The following is an 18,137-nucleotide window of genomic DNA, read 5'->3' on the forward strand; positions in this document are numbered from 1 at the left end:
GCTTCGTGAGATCCCCAACTTGTTCGTCCCTCGCTCTTGGGGATGACGAGCAACTATAAATTTGTATCCGTCGATGTGATGCGCCAGTCAGACCGTTAAAGGATTATATCCGATTCCGTCATTTTCTAGACTGACGAAGGAAGGAGTAGGAAATCTCTTTGAGAGTAACGTTGGAAGGCCGTTATAGAGCTTAAAAATATCTCGTATAAAAAAAAGGGTTGATGCTTTCGCATCAACCCTTTTTAACAATTGTACTTTAATCGCAACTATTCACGTTCGTGAAGTGCTTTAAAGTCACGTTGCTCTTCACCAGTGTATAGCTGACGAGGACGACCGATACGGTTCGTTGGGTCGCTGTGCATTTCGTTCCAGTGTGCAATCCAACCGATAGTACGAGACATCGCGAAGATTACTGTGAACATTGATACAGGAATGCCGATAGCTTTCAGAATGATACCTGAGTAGAAATCTACGTTCGGATATAGCTTCTTAGACACAAAGTATTCATCAGATAGGGCGATACGCTCAAGTTCCATTGCTACGTCAAGTAGTGGATCTTGGATGTTTAGCTCTTTAAGTACTTCGTGACACGCTTCGCGCATTACTGTTGCACGTGGATCGTAGTTCTTGTAAACGCGGTGACCGAAGCCCATCAAACGGAATGGGTCATCTTTGTCTTTCGCTTTTGCAACATACTCTTCGATGTTATCTACGCTACCGATCTCTTCAAGCATACGTAGACATGCTTCGTTTGCACCACCGTGAGCTGGGCCCCAAAGTGACGCGATGCCTGCTGCGATACACGCAAACGGGTTAGCACCAGATGAACCAGCAAGACGAACTGTAGACGTTGAAGCGTTTTGTTCGTGATCAGCGTGTAGAGTAAAGATTTTATCCATTGCACGAGCAACGATAGGGTTCACTTCGTACTCTTCACATGGGTTTGCAAACATCATGTGTAAGAAGTTTTCAGCGTAGCCTAGGTCATTACGTGGGTAGATAAACGGCTGACCGATTGAATATTTGTAACACATTGCTGCCAGTGTCGGCATTTTTGAAATCAGGCGGTAAGCCGCAATTTCACGGTGTGTATCGTTGTTGATATCAAGTGAGTCGTGGTAGAACGCTGCTAGAGCGCCTACAACACCACACATTACAGCCATAGGGTGAGCATCACGACGGAAGCCGTGGAAGAAACTAGCAATCTGCTCATGCACCATAGTGTGACGTGTCACGGTAGTCTTGAACTTTTCGTATTCAGCTCGAGATGGGGCTTCACCGTAAAGAAGTATGTAACATACCTCTAAGTAATCAGCGTTATTGGCAAGTTGGTCAATTGGATAACCACGGTGTAGAAGAATACCTTTTCCACCGTCAATAAAAGTGATTTGAGACTCACAAGATGCAGTGGCAAGAAAACCAGGGTCAAAAGTGAAAAAACCATTAGAACCTAGTGTACGAACATCGATCACTGGAGTACCAAGTACACCTTCCGTAATCGGCAGCTCGATTGGCGCTTGACCTTCAATGTGAAGGGTAGCTTTCTTATCCGCCATAACAATCTCCTTTGTTTATTATTAATCCGTCCAGGATGTTTATGTGCCATTTTTTTACTGGTCTTACGTGGGAAAGTCAATTTTTCTACAGCTTTGTGTGCACTTGTTAGTGTTTTTTACATTAAATTCGTTAAAAATCTGGTCTGTGTAGCATTATTTGTTACATCAATTGTATTAGAATGTTGCCAGCCGTATAGTGGCGCTGAAAAGTTTGGTTAAAACCTTATAAATGCAAGGCTAAGAAGAAATGTGAGGTGTCTTTCTTAATCTGGCAGTTAACAATTATTTTACAATTATCTAAGGCTCAACTTCGGTTATTTGTTAAGTTAATGTTAAATTTTGAAGGTTTGCGATCAAATTTTGTCCATAACAATATCATAAGGTTATTTAATGACCATAATGCTCAATGGAGCTGAGTGAGCAAGCCCGTGAAAGAAAGAAAGACAAGACCTGTTAATTTAGATTTACAGACCATCCACTTTCCAATCACAGCAATAGCTTCCATCCTACACCGTGTGTCTGGGGTGATAACTTTTGTCGCGATTGGAATTTTGCTTTGGTTACTATCCATTTCCCTCTCATCCCCAGTAGGCTTTATGGAAGCTAGCGACATTGTCGATGGTTTCTTCGTGAAGTTTATTCTGTGGGGCATTTTAACCGCTTTGGCTTACCACATTGCTGGTGGTATTCGTCACCTTCTTATGGACTTAGGTCACTTTGAAGAGCTGGAATCTGGCGCTAAGAGCGCTAAGGTTGCATTCGCAGCAACAGCGGTATTGTCTCTACTAGCGGGGATCTTAGTATGGTAAACAACGTTTCTACTTTTGGTCGTAATGGTGTTCATGATTATCTACTGATTCGTGCAACTGCCATCATTATGACGCTTTACACTATTTACCTAGTTAGCTTCTGTGCTTTCTCTGGTGATATCTCTTACGCATCTTGGACGCAATTCTTTGGTGGAACCTTCACTAAAGTCTTCACCATGTTAGCGCTTACTTCTGTTTTGGTTCACGCGTGGATCGGCCTATGGCAAGTACTAACTGACTACATCAAATGCGCAAAACTGCGTGTTGGTCTTCAAGTCGGTGTTGTTGCAGTTCTTCTTGGATATTTCTTCTCTGGTCTGTTTATTTTGTGGGGTGCGTAAGTGACTATTCCTGTTCGTGAGTTTGATGCCGTAGTTATCGGCGCTGGTGGTGCAGGTATGCGTGCCGCACTGCAAATTTCTGAGCAAGGCCTTTCTTGTGCATTGCTTTCTAAAGTTTTCCCTACTCGTTCTCATACGGTTTCAGCGCAAGGCGGCATCACTGTTGCTCTTGGTAACGCGCATGAAGACCATTGGGAACAACATATGTATGACACAGTAAAAGGTTCTGATTACATCGGCGACCAAGACGCTATCGAATACATGTGTAAAAACGGTCCTGAGTCGGTAATCGAACTTGAAAAAATGGGCCTACCTTTCTCTCGTTTTGAGAACGGTACTATTTACCAGCGTCCTTTCGGTGGTCAATCTAAAAACTTTGGTGGTGAGCAAGCGGCTCGCACCGCAGCTGCAGCTGACCGTACTGGTCACGCACTGCTTCATACGCTTTACCAACAAAACATTAAACACAAAACGACGGTTTTCTCTGAATGGTATGCACTGGATCTTGTGAAGAACGAAGATGGTGCAATCTTAGGTACAACCGCGCTTTGTATGGAAACTGGCGAAGTTTGCTACTTCAAAGCGAAGGCAACAATCCTTGCTACTGGTGGTGCTGGTCGTATCTACGCTTCGACAACTAACGCACACATTAACACTGGTGACGGTGTTGGTATGGCGATTCGTGCTGGCGTTCCAATGCAAGACATCGAAATGTGGCAGTTCCACCCAACGGGTATCGCTGGCGCAGGTGTATTGGTAACGGAAGGTTGTCGTGGTGAAGGTGGTTACCTTCTCAATAAAGACGGCGAACGCTTCATGGAACGTTACGCACCAAATGCTAAAGACTTAGCGGGTCGTGATGTTGTTGCACGTTCAATGATGGTTGAAATCCGTGAAGGTCGCGGTTGCGATGGCCCTTGGGGTCCACACATCAAGCTGAAGCTTGATCACCTAGGTAAAGAGACACTTGAATCTCGTCTTCCTGGTGTATGTGAACTGTCTCGTACCTTTGCTCACGTTGATCCAGTAAAAGAGCCAATCCCAGTAATCCCAACATGTCACTACATGATGGGTGGTGTTCCAACACAAGTTTCTGGTCAAGCTATTAAGCAAACTGAAGATGGCACCGATGTTGAAATCCAAGGTCTATTTGCTTGTGGCGAAATCGCATCAGTATCAGTACACGGTGCCAACCGTCTAGGTGGTAACTCACTACTTGATTTGGTGGTATTTGGTCGTGCAACAGGTCTACACCTAGGTGAGACTCTGAAGAAGCAAGACGAAGCGAAACCAGCAACTGAAGCAGACATCGAGCGTTCTCTAGAGCGTTACAACCGTTGGGAAAACAGTACTGACGGTGAAGATCCAGCGCAAATCCGTAAAGATCTTCAACAATGTATGCAGAATAACTTCTCAGTATTCCGTGAAGGCAAAGCAATGGCTGAAGGCCTAGAAGAGCTTAAAGCGATTCGCGAGCGTCTGAAGAATGCACACCTATCTGATAAGTCTACAGAGTTCAACACTCAACGTATCGAGTGTCTAGAGCTTGAAAACTTGATGGAAACGGCATTCGCAACGGCTGTTGCTGCAAACTTCCGTACAGAGAGCCGTGGCGCACACGCTCGATTCGATTTCCCTGACCGTGATGATGAGCAATGGCTATGCCACTCACTTTACAACCCAGAGTCAGAGAGCATGACTAAGCGTGGTGTAAACATGGAGCCTATCCATCGTGAAGCGTTCCCACCAAAAGCACGTACGTACTAAGGAGATATGACCATGAAACTGAATTTCTCTTTATACCGTTACAACCCAGATGTCGACCAGAAGCCTTATATGAAGGAATACACCCTAGAGGTGGATGAAGGTTCAGACATGATGCTTTTGGACGCGCTGATTCTGTTGAAAGAGCAAGATCCAACTATCTCATTCCGTCGCTCATGCCGTGAAGGTGTATGTGGTTCGGATGGTTTGAACATGAATGGTAAAAATGGTCTGGCGTGTATCACTCCGTTGTCTGCGCTTTCTGGCCAAGACAAGATTGTGATTCGTCCGCTGCCTGGTCTACCTGTTGTTCGTGACCTGATTGTAGACATGACTCAGTTCTACGATAACTACGAGAAAGTGAAGCCATTCTTAGTGTCTGATGGCAATGTACCACCGGCACGTGAAAACTTACAAAGCCCTGATGAACGCGCGCACTTAGATGGATTGTACGAATGTATCATGTGTGCATGTTGTACTACATCTTGCCCATCGTTCTGGTGGAACCCTGACAAATTCATCGGACCAGCAGGCCTACTTGCAGCGTACCGTTGGCTAATTGATAGCCGAGATACAGCGACAGACGAACGTTTGTCCGATCTTGATGATGCATTTAGCGTTTTTCGTTGCCATGGCATCATGAATTGTGTAAGTGTTTGTCCTAAGGGATTAAATCCGACGAAAGCTATTGGTCACATCAAGACCATGTTGGTGAATCGTTCGGTTTAAGTTATATAAAAATTGCCGCCCTAGAAGTTTTGGGGCGGCCTTTTAATAGCTCGGCATAGACCGCAGCAAACGTGAAAACTACTGGTTAAGGGAAAATATGCACAACGGCGTGATGAAGGCATGGCTCGAGTCTTCACACTTGGCTGGCGCCAATGCAACGTACGTAGAAGAACTCTATGAACTGTATCTAAGTGACCCAGATTCGGTAAGTGACGAATGGAGAAGTGTTTTTGAAGAACTGCCTGTGCAAGCTTCAGAGACAGTGGAACAACCACACTCTCGTGTTCGTGAATACTTCCGTCGACTCGCTCAAGAAACAAAGCATTACAGTGTCCAAGTTAGTGATCCAGATGTCGATGCGAAACAAGTAAAGGTTCTGCAACTAATTAATGCTTATCGATTCCGAGGGCATCAATCAGCAAATCTAGACCCCCTAGGTTTATGGAAAAGAGATACAGTTGAAGAGCTGGATCCTTCTTTCCACACTCTTACCGAAGATGACCTCAATGAGACGTTTAACGTCGGCTCTTACGCGATTGGCCAAGAGACGATGGTGCTTAAAGATTTATACAAATCTCTAAAGCAGACTTATTGTGGTTCTATTGGTGCTGAATACATGCACATGACAAATACAGAGCAAAAACGTTGGATTCAACAACGTTTAGAGTCTGTATCTGGTCAACCCTCTTTCAACAAAGAAGAAAAGCAAGCTTTCCTAGAAGAGCTAACTGCAGCTGAAGGTCTTGAGCGCTATCTTGGTGCGAAATTCCCAGGCGCGAAACGCTTCTCGTTGGAAGGTGGTGATGCGCTTATCCCAATGACGAAAGAAATTATTCGTCATGCTGGTGGACAAGGCATGCGTGAAGTTGTTGTTGGTATGGCTCACCGTGGTCGTCTAAACATGTTGGTCAACGTGCTTGGTAAAAAACCACAAGACCTATTTGACGAATTTGCGGGCAAGCACGATGACACGTGGGGTACTGGTGATGTGAAATACCACCAAGGCTTCTCTGCGGACTTCGCAACGCCAGGCGGCAACGTTCACTTAGCACTAGCCTTTAACCCATCTCACTTAGAAATCGTAAACCCGGTAGTTATCGGTTCAGTACGTGCACGTCAAGATCGCCTTGGTGATAGTGACGGCAGCCGTGTACTTCCAATTACTATCCACGGTGACTCAGCTATTGCTGGCCAAGGTGTAGTACAAGAGACGTTTAACATGTCTCAAGCGCGTGGTTTCTGTGTCGGTGGTACGGTTCGTATCGTTGTAAACAACCAAGTTGGTTTTACAACATCTAACCCACGCGATACTCGTTCTACGATGTACTGTACTGATATCGCGAAGATGGTTCAGGCTCCGATTTTCCACGTTAACTCAGATGATCCAGAAGCGGTTGCGTTCGTTGCGCGTCTTGCATTGGATTACCGTAATACGTTTAAGCGTGATGTTGTTATTGATTTGGTTTGTTACCGTCGCCACGGTCACAACGAAGCCGATGAGCCGAATGCAACACAGCCTTTGATGTACCAAAAAATCAAGAAGCACCCAACACCACGTAAGCTTTACGCTGACGTGCTAATGGAGCGCGGTGAGTTTGGTATTGATACAGCAACTCAGCTAGTTAACGAATATCGCGATGCACTTGATCACGGTGAAGTTGTGGTTAAAGAGTGGCGCCCAATGGCTCTTCACTCTGTGGACTGGTCTCCTTACTTAGGTCACGACTGGAACATCGAATGGGACAACAAGATTGATATCGAGCGCCTGAAAGAGCTTGGTACCAAACTTTGCCAATATCCAGACAGCCATAAGCTGCAAAGCCGAGTCAATAAACTGTACAACGATCGTACTGCCATGGTGAATGGCGAGAAACAAGTCGATTGGGGTATGGCTGAAACTCTGGCTTACGCAACACTGGTTGATGACGGTAAGCGTATTCGTATCTCTGGCCAAGATTCTGGCCGTGGTACGTTCTTCCACCGTCACTCAGTACTGCACAACCAATCAGATGCAAGCACGTATGTTCCTCTTGCGAACATTCATGACAAGCAAGGGCCATTCCAAGTGTTTGACTCGGTATTGTCTGAAGAAGCGGTACTGGCATTTGAGTATGGTTACGCAACAGCAGAGCCAAGCGGTCTAACCCTTTGGGAAGCACAATTTGGTGACTTCGCAAACGGTGCACAAGTTGTTATCGACCAATTTATTTCGTCAGGTGAGCAAAAGTGGGCACGTCTATGTGGTCTAACTATGCTTCTTCCTCACGGTTATGAAGGTCAAGGCCCAGAGCACTCTTCTGCACGTCTTGAGCGTTACCTTCAGTTATGTGCTGAACAAAACATGCAGGTTGTTGTTCCTTCAACACCGGCTCAGGTTTACCACATGATTCGTCGTCAGGTTGTTCGACCAATGCGTCGTCCTCTGATTGTAATGTCACCTAAGTCATTGCTTCGTCACCCTCTGTGTACTTCTTCTCTGGAAGATTTGGCAGAAGGTACGTTCCAACCAGCTATCGCAGAAATTGATGATCTGGCTCCTGAGAACGTAAAACGCGTCGTGTTCTGTTCAGGTAAGGTTTACTTTGACCTACTTGACCAAAGACGTAAGAACGAGCAAGACGATGTCGCTATTGTGCGTATTGAGCAACTTTACCCGTTCCCTTACGAGGACGTGAGAGCTGCAATTGCACAGTACACGAATGTAGTCGATTACGTTTGGTGTCAAGAAGAGCCTCAAAACCAAGGTGCTTGGTACAGTAGCCAACATAATTTCCGAGCTGCTATCCCAGTGGGTGCTGATATTCAATACGCAGGTCGTCCTGCATCAGCATCACCAGCTGTTGGCTATATGTCGGTACACTTGAAACAACAAAAAGCGTTAGTTGACGACGCTTTGACCCTACTTAAGAACTAGAAGTAAAAGGAAAACACGCACATGACAATTGAAATTCTGGTTCCAGATTTACCTGAATCTGTGGCTGATGCAACAGTTGCTACTTGGCACAAAAAACCGGGCGAAGCGGTTGCACGTGATGAAGTCATTGTAGATATCGAAACAGATAAAGTAGTTCTAGAAGTACCGGCTCCTGAAGCGGGTGTTCTGGAAGCTATCATTGAAGAAGAGGGTGCTACGGTACTTTCTAAACAGCTTCTGGCTAAAATCAAGCCGGGTGCTGTCGCTGGTGAACCAACGAAAGATACAACTGAAGATACAGAAGCTTCTCCTGATAAGCGCCACAAAGCGGCTCTTACCGAAGAGAGCAACGACGCACTAAGTCCTGCGGTTCGTCGCCTGCTTGCAGAGCACAACCTACAACCAGCTGACGTTAAAGGCACTGGTGTTGGTGGTCGTATTACTCGTGAAGACATCGACGCACACCTAGCAGCAGCGAAAGCGGCTCCGGCAGCAGCATCTGCACCAGCAGTTGAAGCGCCAGCAGCAGCTCGTAGCCAAAAACGCGTACCTATGACTCGCCTACGTAAGACAGTGGCTAACCGTCTTCTAGAAGCGAAGAACAGCACAGCAATGCTGACGACTTTCAACGAAGTGAACATGAAGCCAATCATGGACCTTCGTAAGCAGTACAAAGACCAATTCGAGAAGCGTCACGACACGCGTCTGGGCTTCATGTCTTTCTATGTGAAAGCAGTAACAGAAGCGCTAAAACGTTTCCCAGAAGTGAACGCTTCTATTGACGGTACAGATATCGTTTACCACAACTACTTCGACATCAGCATGGCAGTATCAACGCCACGTGGTCTAGTAACTCCAGTACTGAAAGACTGTGACACACTAGGTTTCGCTGACATCGAAAAAGGCATCAAAGAGCTAGCAATCAAAGGCCGTGACGGCAAGCTAACTGTTGATGAGCTGATGGGCGGTAACTTCACTATCACAAACGGTGGTGTATTTGGTTCTCTAATGTCTACGCCAATCATCAACCCGCCTCAAGCGGCAATCCTGGGTATGCACAAAATCCAAGATCGTCCAATGGCTGTTGACGGCAAGGTAGAGATTCTACCAATGATGTACCTAGCGCTTTCTTACGACCACCGTCTAATCGATGGCCGTGAATCAGTTGGCTTCCTAGTGACCATCAAAGAGCTACTAGAAGATCCTGCACGTCTGCTATTAGACGTTTAGTATCGCTAAAACGTCTAGTTAGCCCAGTTAGCTAGACGTAAAAAGTTTCAAAGGCTAGGCTGCTCAACGTCTGGCCTTCACTTGAACTGTAAAGCCATTAGAAAATGGACAGCAGTTTATTTGAGAAGACCCTACAGACGTAACACAGGAAACTGTGTCGTTATGGAAATAATAATCCCTTAAGGGAAAATAAACGGAATATCAAAATGAATTTGCATGAATACCAAGCCAAACAGCTGTTTGCAGAATTCGGTTTGCCTGTACCAGAAGGTTTCGCATGTGATACTGCACAAGAAGCTTTCGAAGCTGCAGGTCGTATCAGTACAGCCAAGAAAGTCGTTAAGTGTCAAGTACACGCTGGTGGCCGCGGTAAAGCGGGCGGCGTAGAGCTACATGACACGAAAGAAGGCGTTAAAGAGTTTGCACAAAAGTGGCTAGGTAAAAACCTAGTGACTTACCAAACAGACGCTAATGGTCAGCCTGTAACAAAGATCCTAGTTGAAGAAGCATCGAACATCGCTAACGAACTTTATCTAGGTGCTGTTGTTGACCGTGCAACGCGCAAAATTGTATTCATGGCGTCGACTGAAGGCGGTGTGGACATTGAGAAAATCGCTGAAGAAACTCCAGAGTTGATTCACCAATCAGCGATCGATCCTCTAGTGGGCCCTCAAGCTTACCAAGGCCGTGAACTTGCTTTCAAACTTGGTCTAGTTGGCGATCAAATTAAACAGTTCGTTAAGATCTTCATGGGTCTTGGCCAAATGTTCTCTCAGTACGACCTAGCTCTACTAGAAATCAACCCGCTTGTAATTACTGGCGAAGGCAACCTACTTTGTCTAGACGGCAAGATCAACATCGACTCAAACGCGATGTACCGTCAGCCTAAACTACGTGAAATGCACGATCCATCTCAAGAAGATGAGCGCGAAGCACACGCAGCACAGTGGGAACTGAACTACGTAGCACTAGATGGCAACGTTGGCTGTATGGTTAACGGTGCAGGCCTTGCGATGGGTACGATGGATATCGTAAACCTACACGGCGGCAAGCCAGCAAACTTCCTTGATGTAGGCGGCGGCGCGACGAAAGAACGTGTAGCTGAAGCATTCAAGATCATCCTTTCTGATGACAATGTTAAAGCAGTACTAGTAAACATCTTCGGTGGCATCGTTCGTTGTGACATGATCGCTGAAGGTATTATCGGTGCAGTTAAAGAAGTTGGCGTAACAGTTCCTGTAGTTGTTCGTCTAGAAGGTACCAACGCAGATCTAGGTCGCGAAGTACTTGCTAATTCTGATGTTGATATCATTGCAGCTGAATCTCTAACAGATGCTGCTCAGAAAGTTGTTGCTGCTGCGGAGGCAAAATAATGTCTGTATTAATTAACAAAGACACTAAAGTAATCTGTCAGGGTTTCACTGGCGGTCAAGGTACATTCCACTCAGACCAAGCGATCGCATACGGTACGCAAATGGTTGGTGGTGTTTCACCTGGTAAAGGTGGTCAGACTCACCTAGGCCTTCCAGTTTTCAACACAGTACGTGAAGCAGTAGAAGTAACTGGCGCAACAGCAACCGTTATCTACGTACCAGCTCCTTTCTGTAAAGATGCAATCCTAGAAGCGATTGATGCAGGTATCGAACTGATCGTAACGATCACGGAAGGTATCCCTACAACAGATATGATCGACGTTAAAGTGAAGCTAGAAGAAACTGGCGTTCGCATGATCGGTCCTAACTGTCCAGGTCTTATCACTCCAGACGAGTGTAAGATTGGTATCATGCCTGGTCATATCCACAAGAAGGGTAAAGTCGGTATCGTATCTCGCTCAGGTACTCTGACATACGAAGCAGTTAAGCAAACAACAGATGAAGGCTTTGGTCAGTCTACATGTGTTGGTATCGGTGGTGACCCAATCCCAGGTTCAAACTTCATTGATATCCTAAAACTTTTCCAAGAAGACCCAGAAACTGAAGCAATCGTAATGATTGGTGAAATCGGTGGTACTGCGGAAGAAGAAGCGGCTGAGTTCATCAAAGCAAACGTAACTAAGCCAGTTGTATCTTACATCGCTGGTGTTACTGCTCCTCCGGGTAAACGTATGGGCCACGCAGGCGCAATCATCTCTGGTGGTAAAGGTACTGCTGAAGATAAATTCGCAGCACTAGAAGCAGCAGGCGTTAAGACTGTTAAGTCTCTTGCTGACATCGGCAAAGGCCTACGTGAAATCACGGGTTGGTAATCAGCTGGCTTTTATCGATTGAGATAGAAGTTAACTGAATGGTATAAAAAAGGCTTGGTCAGTGACCAAGCCTTTTTTATGTTCTTGAGATACGAATCGTATGATTACGCTCGGGTCTTCACCATTTGAGATAGCATAAACATCGCAGCGGCACTGATAACCACAGAAGGGCCAGCAGGTGTGTCATAGAACCAAGATAAGCTTAATCCACCGAATACTGCAATAGAGCCAATAACTGATGCAAGGAAGGCCATCTGCTCAGGTGTGCTCGAGAACTTCCTTGCCGTTGCTGCAGGAATAATCAGTAGCGATGTCATGATTAACGCACCCACAAATTTCATACCGACAGCAATCACGATACCGACAAGCAGCATCAAAATCAGACGCATTAAATCAATGTTGATGCCGTCAACCGCTGCTAGATCTTCATTAACCGTCGTTGAAAGTAGCGGTCGCCAAAAGATAGCAAGCACTAATCCAATCACAGCCGCACCCGCATAGATGAATACCAAATCAGTCGGTGATACTGCAAGTAAGTCGCCAAATAAATAGCTCATTAGGTCGACACGAACATTGTCCAAGAAGCTAACGGCTACAAGACCCAAAGACAGTGCACTGTGTGCCAAAATACCGAGTAGGGTATCGGTCGCGACTAGCTTTTGTTTTTGCAATGTCACGAGTAACACGGCCAGCATCAAACAACAAATCAGCAGTGCGAAATACAAGTTGATGTTAAACAGAAAGCCAAGCGCTAAGCCCATCAAAGAGGCATGAGCAAGCGTATCGCCAAAGTAGGCCATCTTGCGCCAAACTACAAAAGAGCCCAATGGCCCCGCGATAAGAGCAATGCCCAAGCCAGCTAAAATAGAGGGAAGAAGAAACTCAAGCATTAGTGATGTCCGTGTTTATGATTTGAACACTCATGAGCACCACCTTTTACTGGTTGGCCTGCAAGATCATGATGGTGATGTTCATGTTGGTGGTGATAAAACGCTAGTGTCTCTTGAGTCGCGGTACCGAAGAGCGCAATATACGAGGGATGATGTTTGATGTCTGCAGGTGCACCTGAGCAACAGATATGATGATGCAAACAGATAACATCGTCTGTTTTGGCCATCACCAGATGCAGATCATGTGAAACCATAAACACCGCACAACCAAAGCGGTGACGAATGGTGTCAATGAGATCATAAAGGTCTATTTGCCCTTGCACGTCAACGCCTTGAGCCGGTTCATCAAGAACCAGTAGGTCTGGTCTTCTTAGTAATGAACGGGCAATCAGTACGCGTTGGTTTTCACCACCAGACAGCTGGTGCATGTTGCTCTTTTGCAGATGTTCAGCACCCACGAGCTTCAATGCTTCAAGGATCTCTTGCTGACTGAACTTGCCAGTGAGCTTTAGAAAACGATCTACATTGAGCGGTAGTGAATCGTTGAGCTTTAATTTTTGTGGAACATAGCCAATTTTCAGTTTTTTAGCTTTTGTTATTGTGCCTGAAAATTTGGTTTGTAAACCCAGTACTACTTTTACTAATGTCGACTTTCCTGCACCGTTTGGCCCAATCAGGGTGGTGATCCTGCCGCGCTCTAAATTTAGAGAGATGTTGTCTAGAACTTTTCGACCGTCAAATTCGACGCTCACAGAATCTAGTTGGATTAAGTTATCCATGAATAGAACTCATTTGCAATTCGCTAATGTTATAATGTAACATTTACCTCAAGCCTAAGCTACTTTTCTATTATCGAGGAATTATGTCACGTTCATCTTTTATACTTGCTACTTTGCTTTTAGCGCCAAGTGTTGCAAGTGCTAATACTATTCTAACAAGTTTCAAACCAATTCAAATGATTGTGACAGAGCTAACGCAAGGTGTTAGTGAACCGGATGTGTTGATGAACAGTAATGCTTCGCCGCACGATTATGCGCTCAAACCATCAGATGTCAAAAAAGTTCATAGTGCAGATATGGTCGTTTGGTTTGGCCCCGACTTAGAAGCCTTTTTAACTAAGGTCGTGAGCTCGAGTGAAAATGTTATTGAGATCAGCTCTATTCCGGGTATCAACTTACGCGCTTATGGACACGAAGAGCATGACCATGACGCGCATGAAGGTCACCACCATGGCAGCCACGATCCACATTTTTGGTTGGGTATCGATCAGGTCGAAGTTGCTGCGAAATACATTTCAGATAAGTTAATTGAAACTGACCCAGGCAACGCAATGGCTTATCAAGAGAACCTAGATTCATTCTTGATTGCATTGGATGAGAAGAAGCAGTCTATTCGCGAACAACTGGCGCCAATAAAAGACAAAGGTTACTACGTTTTCCATGATGCATATGGTTATTACGAAGAAGAATTTGGTCTGAATAATTTGGGTCATTTCACAGTAAGTCCAGACCGTAAACCGGGAGCAAAAAGCCTGATTGCGATTAAGAAAACGATCGTACAAGAAAATGTTCAGTGTGTGTTTTCTGAGCCTCAGTTTACGCCTGCAGTGATTGAATCTGTGACTCGTGGAAGCAACGCTAAGCAAGGTCAGCTAGACCCTGTTGGTTCTGATGTTGAAGTGAAGACCGGAAGTTATTTCGATTTTCTTCAGCAACTTACCGATAGTTACACAAGCTGCTTAAACGCAAAGTAATTCGTAGAAAGTATCTTTTACTGCACTTTGCTCTCGATATTGTATGAATAGTGCCGCTTTTTGCGGCATTTTCGTGACCGCTAAGATAAAACCTTTCAACAAATGGCAAACCTTCTTTCTCCTTGGTTAATTTCCGCTAAAATGGAAAGATAATAATAAGCACAAAAAAACTCAGTTTATGGTTGAGCAATGATAAAATGTTGTGACTACCAAAACTTCATTCGTTGTTGCTGTTCAGGATCAGAAGTTGTATCGAATTGTCTTCCGAATGTTCATGTTAATGAGCATTTCATTTAGCGCTATCGCGGTAAATACATCACCTTCCGTTTTCTATCCTTTGCCCGTTCAAGCGCAAGGGAATTTTCTTGCGGCTAAAAATTTGTACCTAGGTGCAGGAGGAGGGCTATGGGTTCATGATGTCCATGGAAAAATACTCTTTTACGATGGCCGAACTCTATTCCCTCGCAAGGGTAGCTTGCTGCAATTTTCTTCTGAAAGCGTCGCATTTCTTAACGATGAGTTTTGGACCTTTTTCGATAATGAGGTGTACCGACATAACCCTGGTATTGGCAACGAATTGGCGTTTAGTTTAAGTCCCGGTGCTGAGATTGCGAATATTGGCGCATCCGGTGATTATATTTGGGTGACCGATGGCAGTAATTTTTATACCTATAATACTCAATCTTTAGAGTTCAACACCTACTCTTTACTCAAACTGTACCGTTACAACAATAGCAGTGACATTGCGATAAATGACGCTGAGTGGGTTTTGTCAAAGTGGGTATTGGCGACCAGTTCAGGCGTTTATCTTTCAGATAATCAAGAGTTTACTCATGTCAGTGCATCAGACAAAAATCATATAGAGACCGTTTATTTTTCGAAGGCTCGACGTGAGTTAGTTATTGGCACTTTAAATGGCGCTGTGATTGTCGATCTCGCGAATCCAGATAAAGAGACTATCGTCAGAGGGTCACATGTTCTTTCGCTTACCGAAACTTCGGATCAGTATTGGATCGGCACAGAGCATGGTCTTATTAGCTACAACTTTATTACGGGCCAAATTACTCGATTTGAACAAGCCTCTAATCAAGACTTCTCGTTACCGGGAGAGAAAATATACTCGTTGATCAACGACCATGCTGGTGGGATGTGGATCGCGACAAACAACGGTATCCGATATTTCTCACTGTTCAGCAAGACTTTCTCGAGAACGCCATTAACGGGGATGGGCATGCATTCGAGTAGTGTGGTGATCAACAAAGTACTGCCTGTCAATGAACAGTTATCTTGGGTTGCATCCTCAATGGGTCTCTATTTAGTTGACTCTCAAAGTGAAGATAACCCAATCCGTGTTTACTCCAACCCTGTTAAGGATTTTGAGATCTTTGGCACTTCAATTTGGTTGGCTACTGAAGAAGGCATTATTAGTTTTAATACTAATACGTTAGAACCTGAAATTCTCGACTTACCTAGACCGATTGAGGGGGTGCATGTTGAGAATTTTGCGCTTCAGGCTGATAACGTTCTTTGGATGACCTCAGGGCAGAGCCTCTATTCGTTATCAATCGAAGCCATGAAGTTGACAGGATACGGTACTGACTGGTTAGTCGACAAGTTTTTGCCTGCGAAGATCACCGATCTCAATATAGGCTTACAAGGTCGTATTTACATAGGAACAGACCACGGTTTCTATTCGTTTATTGATAAGCGAATTAGTTTTAGTCGCTCAAGCGAACGTTTTGGTAAAGTCGTCGATATTGAAAAAGCGAAAGATGGATCTCAATGGTTTGCGAGTAGTTATGGTGTGTATCGAATCCCTTTTGACGGCTCCGCGATTCAAGAGATCCCGCTTGTTGAAGACAATATCAGCCCGAACTGCCTGGTAAGTGATGACAATGGTGTGTGGTTAGGTTCCTCAAAAGGTATCAGTTATTACGGATTGGATGGGCAGCTGCATAAACATATAGGTTCACCATTTGGCTTGATCACCAATGAACTTGCGGCAGGTGCATGTGCTCTGTTTTACAATGAAGAGAGCCAATCTTCGAGGCTTATTTTCGGCTCAAAGTATGGTGTAGTCAGTGCGTTGTCTAACGAGTTACTGGTATCAACAACACCTCATAGTCGTGCTTTGCTGAGTAAGATAAGTGTCGATCAACATACTGTATCACTTGGTGGGAAAACGGCAGATTTGAGTGAGATTCCTTATGGTTCATCGATAGGATTTAAGCTGGGCATCTTACCAGCGACGTTCGCGCCTGCGATGGAGTACCGGCTGAACGACAATGAGCATTGGAGTGAGTTTGAAGGGGGTCTATTAACACTCGATCACTTGCTTCCAGGGGATTACACGCTTGAGGTTAAGCCGGTTAAAGACTCCCATTATCGCTTCGTGTCAACGAGCCAAAGCTTTTCGATTGCGGAGCCTTGGTATCTCACTAACTGGGCTGCAGCAAGTTCTCTGATACTACTGATTGGTGTCGTGACTATCTTGGTCTTTTGGCGTTCGCGTTATGTCACTTTTGCCAACAGGCACTTAAAAGCGCAAGTTGCATTGAAGACGGACCAGTTGAGGCACCAAAGCCGGATACTACTTGCGACCAATCAACAGCTTAAAAAGCAGCTATCGGTTAAGAATACACTTGTGTCTCACACTGCAAATGAACTTTCTTCTGAAGTTAATCATATTGCTGCGATGCTCCCCAATTGGAATGATGAACAAGGGAAGTCTCCAATCTTAACGTTGAAAAATGGTTTGGCTCAATTGAGTAATAGCCCTCAAGGAGAGGGGCCGGTTTATTACGATATAATTTTAATCTTAGAAGCGGTACTCAAAGCTTGGCAGGATGATTTAGCCAAAGCTGGCATTGAACTGGATATTAAAGTCGAAACAAAACAACGATATGTAAGCTTGCCGTATTTTAATCTCGATATTATTTTTAACAGTTTAATCGCGAGCATCATCAAGAGAAACTTTAAGTCACAAAGTATGGTGGTTCTGGTTGAAGAAGTGAAAGAACACCTTGTAGTTACGATTCGAGATCATGGGATGCCTTTTCCTAAATTAGTTTCAAGTATGAGCGACAACACTGGTAAATCGACTGATCTAAACATCGAGAAATTACCTCTGTTGATGAATCAGAGCGGTGGGGAGTTGAACGCCTTTGTTTCTGACTCTCAAAATAAGGTTCAGCTTTCGTGGCCAATTGAATATCAAGTGTTCGATAATCTTGAAGCCTGCACAATCGAGCAGATTGAAACCATTAAGCTTGCTAGCTCGACGCAAGAGCAACAAAGACTTAGTGCTGAACAAGAGTGGAAAAATAAGGTGTCGCAGCTTGTGAGTGAACACTACGCTGATGCAGAGTTTAGTACTGCATCAGTTGCTAAGTGCTTGTTCATGTCGGAGAGAAGTCTTCAGAGGCGCTTTAAATTGGCTTATAACAAGACCTTTAAAGAGCATTTGAATGAAGTGCGCCTAGAGCATGCTTGCGAACGATTACTTGCTGGGGAGAAGATCTCAGATGTCGCGTTTGACTCGGGCTTCAATGACCCGTCTTACTTCAGTCAAAGGTTTAAACACCACTTTGGCATGTCTCCATCCAAGTTTGCTGAAAACAACGAAGAGTAGCGCGCAGCAGATATTCTGCTAGAACATAGATAAATATACTTTAGCCTCGACATTCGTGTCGGGGCTTTTTTATGCTTCTACGAGATACGAGATACGAGATACGAGATACGAGATACGAGATACGAGATAGTAGGAGGAGTTTAAAAAAGTTTGTAGGGTAAAACAAAAGGAAGAAAAAAATATCGTGGCATAGCCGGGGGGACTATACCACGGGTGCCAATGACACCTTCGCTTGCTGCCGGAGTGATATGGCGAGCCACATCACCTCTGGAATA

General features: G+C 44.8%; 13 protein-coding genes. 10 read left to right on the forward strand and 3 right to left on the reverse strand.

What is annotated here, in order from left to right; genetic code table 11:
* Positions 1 to 266: 266 nt before the first annotated feature.
* Positions 267 to 1,556: a citrate synthase gene (locus L4C44_RS10085; protein WP_017630646.1), complete on the reverse strand. Its 1,290-nt coding sequence runs from the start codon at positions 1,554 to 1,556 to the stop codon at positions 267 to 269.
* A 416-nt stretch (positions 1,557 to 1,972) separates the two neighbouring features.
* On the opposite strand from L4C44_RS10085, the gene sdhC reads away from it, so the two are divergent.
* The 8 genes from sdhC (at position 1,973) to sucD (ending at position 11,588) form a co-directional block, all read left to right on the forward strand.
* Positions 1,973 to 2,365: a succinate dehydrogenase cytochrome b556 subunit gene (sdhC, locus tag L4C44_RS10090; RefSeq protein ID WP_019820486.1), complete on the forward strand. Its 393-nt coding sequence runs from the start codon at positions 1,973 to 1,975 to the stop codon at positions 2,363 to 2,365.
* Entirely contained in the window at positions 2,359 to 2,706 is a 348-nt protein-coding gene (gene sdhD / locus L4C44_RS10095) for a succinate dehydrogenase, hydrophobic membrane anchor protein (protein WP_010436768.1), read from the forward strand. The genes sdhC and sdhD overlap by 7 nt, the downstream gene beginning before the upstream one ends.
* Positions 2,707 to 4,473 carry a succinate dehydrogenase flavoprotein subunit gene (gene sdhA / locus L4C44_RS10100; RefSeq protein ID WP_019820485.1) on the forward strand — a complete coding sequence of 589 codons (1,767 nt, stop codon included), beginning with the start codon at positions 2,707 to 2,709 and terminating at the stop codon, positions 4,471 to 4,473.
* Between the two features lie 12 nt (positions 4,474 to 4,485).
* Positions 4,486 to 5,199 (forward strand): succinate dehydrogenase iron-sulfur subunit, encoded by a 714-nt coding sequence (locus L4C44_RS10105; RefSeq protein ID WP_010436773.1) that lies wholly within the window; start codon positions 4,486 to 4,488, stop codon positions 5,197 to 5,199.
* 97 nt (positions 5,200 to 5,296) lie between these two features.
* Entirely contained in the window at positions 5,297 to 8,113 is a 2,817-nt protein-coding gene (gene sucA, locus L4C44_RS10110) for a 2-oxoglutarate dehydrogenase E1 component (protein ID WP_017630648.1), read from the forward strand.
* 21 nt (positions 8,114 to 8,134) lie between these two features.
* On the forward strand, positions 8,135 to 9,343 hold the full coding sequence (gene odhB, locus L4C44_RS10115) for a 2-oxoglutarate dehydrogenase complex dihydrolipoyllysine-residue succinyltransferase (RefSeq protein WP_009847318.1): 1,209 nt from the start codon (positions 8,135 to 8,137) through the stop codon (positions 9,341 to 9,343).
* Positions 9,344 to 9,549: 206 nt separating this feature from the next.
* Entirely contained in the window at positions 9,550 to 10,716 is a 1,167-nt protein-coding gene (gene sucC / locus L4C44_RS10120) for an ADP-forming succinate--CoA ligase subunit beta (protein WP_010436793.1), read from the forward strand.
* Entirely contained in the window at positions 10,716 to 11,588 is an 873-nt protein-coding gene (gene sucD / locus L4C44_RS10125) for a succinate--CoA ligase subunit alpha (RefSeq protein ID WP_004734209.1), read from the forward strand. The genes sucC and sucD overlap by 1 nt, the downstream gene beginning before the upstream one ends.
* Positions 11,589 to 11,692: 104 nt before the next feature.
* Here sucD and znuB read toward each other — a convergent pair whose 3' ends face one another.
* Positions 11,693 to 12,478, reverse strand: a complete 786-nt coding sequence (gene znuB / locus L4C44_RS10130; RefSeq protein ID WP_327783598.1) for a zinc ABC transporter permease subunit ZnuB — start codon at positions 12,476 to 12,478, stop codon at positions 11,693 to 11,695.
* Entirely contained in the window at positions 12,478 to 13,257 is a 780-nt protein-coding gene (znuC, locus tag L4C44_RS10135; RefSeq protein ID WP_146490004.1) for a zinc ABC transporter ATP-binding protein ZnuC, read from the reverse strand. Before znuC ends, znuB begins: the two co-directional genes overlap by 1 nt.
* Positions 13,258 to 13,340: 83 nt before the next feature.
* Here znuC and znuA point away from each other — a divergent pair, with 83 nt between their 5' ends.
* Positions 13,341 to 14,231 (forward strand): zinc ABC transporter substrate-binding protein ZnuA, encoded by an 891-nt coding sequence (gene znuA / locus L4C44_RS10140; RefSeq protein WP_428804972.1) that lies wholly within the window; start codon positions 13,341 to 13,343, stop codon positions 14,229 to 14,231.
* A gap of 268 nt (positions 14,232 to 14,499) precedes the next feature.
* Positions 14,500 to 17,862, forward strand: a complete 3,363-nt coding sequence (locus L4C44_RS10145) for a helix-turn-helix domain-containing protein (protein WP_428805015.1) — start codon at positions 14,500 to 14,502, stop codon at positions 17,860 to 17,862.
* Positions 17,863 to 18,137 lie beyond the last annotated feature (275 nt).

The sequence above is a fragment of the Vibrio satsumensis genome (genome assembly GCF_050337435.1).
In the GTDB taxonomy this organism is placed as follows: Bacteria; Pseudomonadota; Gammaproteobacteria; order Enterobacterales; family Vibrionaceae; genus Vibrio; species Vibrio satsumensis.

What these genes read in the sequence shown, in the direction of transcription:
- L4C44_RS10085 (WP_017630646.1), bottom strand. Translation starts at nt 1,556, where the DNA reads ATGGCGGATAAGAAAGCTACCCTTCACATTGAAGGTCAAGCGCCAATC.
- sdhD (WP_010436768.1), top strand. Translation starts at nt 2,359, where the DNA reads ATGGTAAACAACGTTTCTACTTTTGGTCGTAATGGTGTTCATGATTAT.
- L4C44_RS10105 (WP_010436773.1), top strand. Translation starts at nt 4,486, where the DNA reads ATGAAACTGAATTTCTCTTTATACCGTTACAACCCAGATGTCGACCAG.
- sucA (WP_017630648.1), top strand. Translation starts at nt 5,297, where the DNA reads ATGCACAACGGCGTGATGAAGGCATGGCTCGAGTCTTCACACTTGGCT.
- odhB (WP_009847318.1), top strand. Translation starts at nt 8,135, where the DNA reads ATGACAATTGAAATTCTGGTTCCAGATTTACCTGAATCTGTGGCTGAT.
- sucC (WP_010436793.1), top strand. Translation starts at nt 9,550, where the DNA reads ATGAATTTGCATGAATACCAAGCCAAACAGCTGTTTGCAGAATTCGGT.
- sucD (WP_004734209.1), top strand. Translation starts at nt 10,716, where the DNA reads ATGTCTGTATTAATTAACAAAGACACTAAAGTAATCTGTCAGGGTTTC.
- znuB (WP_327783598.1), bottom strand. Translation starts at nt 12,478, where the DNA reads ATGCTTGAGTTTCTTCTTCCCTCTATTTTAGCTGGCTTGGGCATTGCT.
- znuC (WP_146490004.1), bottom strand. Translation starts at nt 13,257, where the DNA reads ATGGATAACTTAATCCAACTAGATTCTGTGAGCGTCGAATTTGACGGT.
- znuA (WP_428804972.1), top strand. Translation starts at nt 13,341, where the DNA reads ATGTCACGTTCATCTTTTATACTTGCTACTTTGCTTTTAGCGCCAAGT.
- L4C44_RS10145 (WP_428805015.1), top strand. Translation starts at nt 14,500, where the DNA reads ATGTTCATGTTAATGAGCATTTCATTTAGCGCTATCGCGGTAAATACA.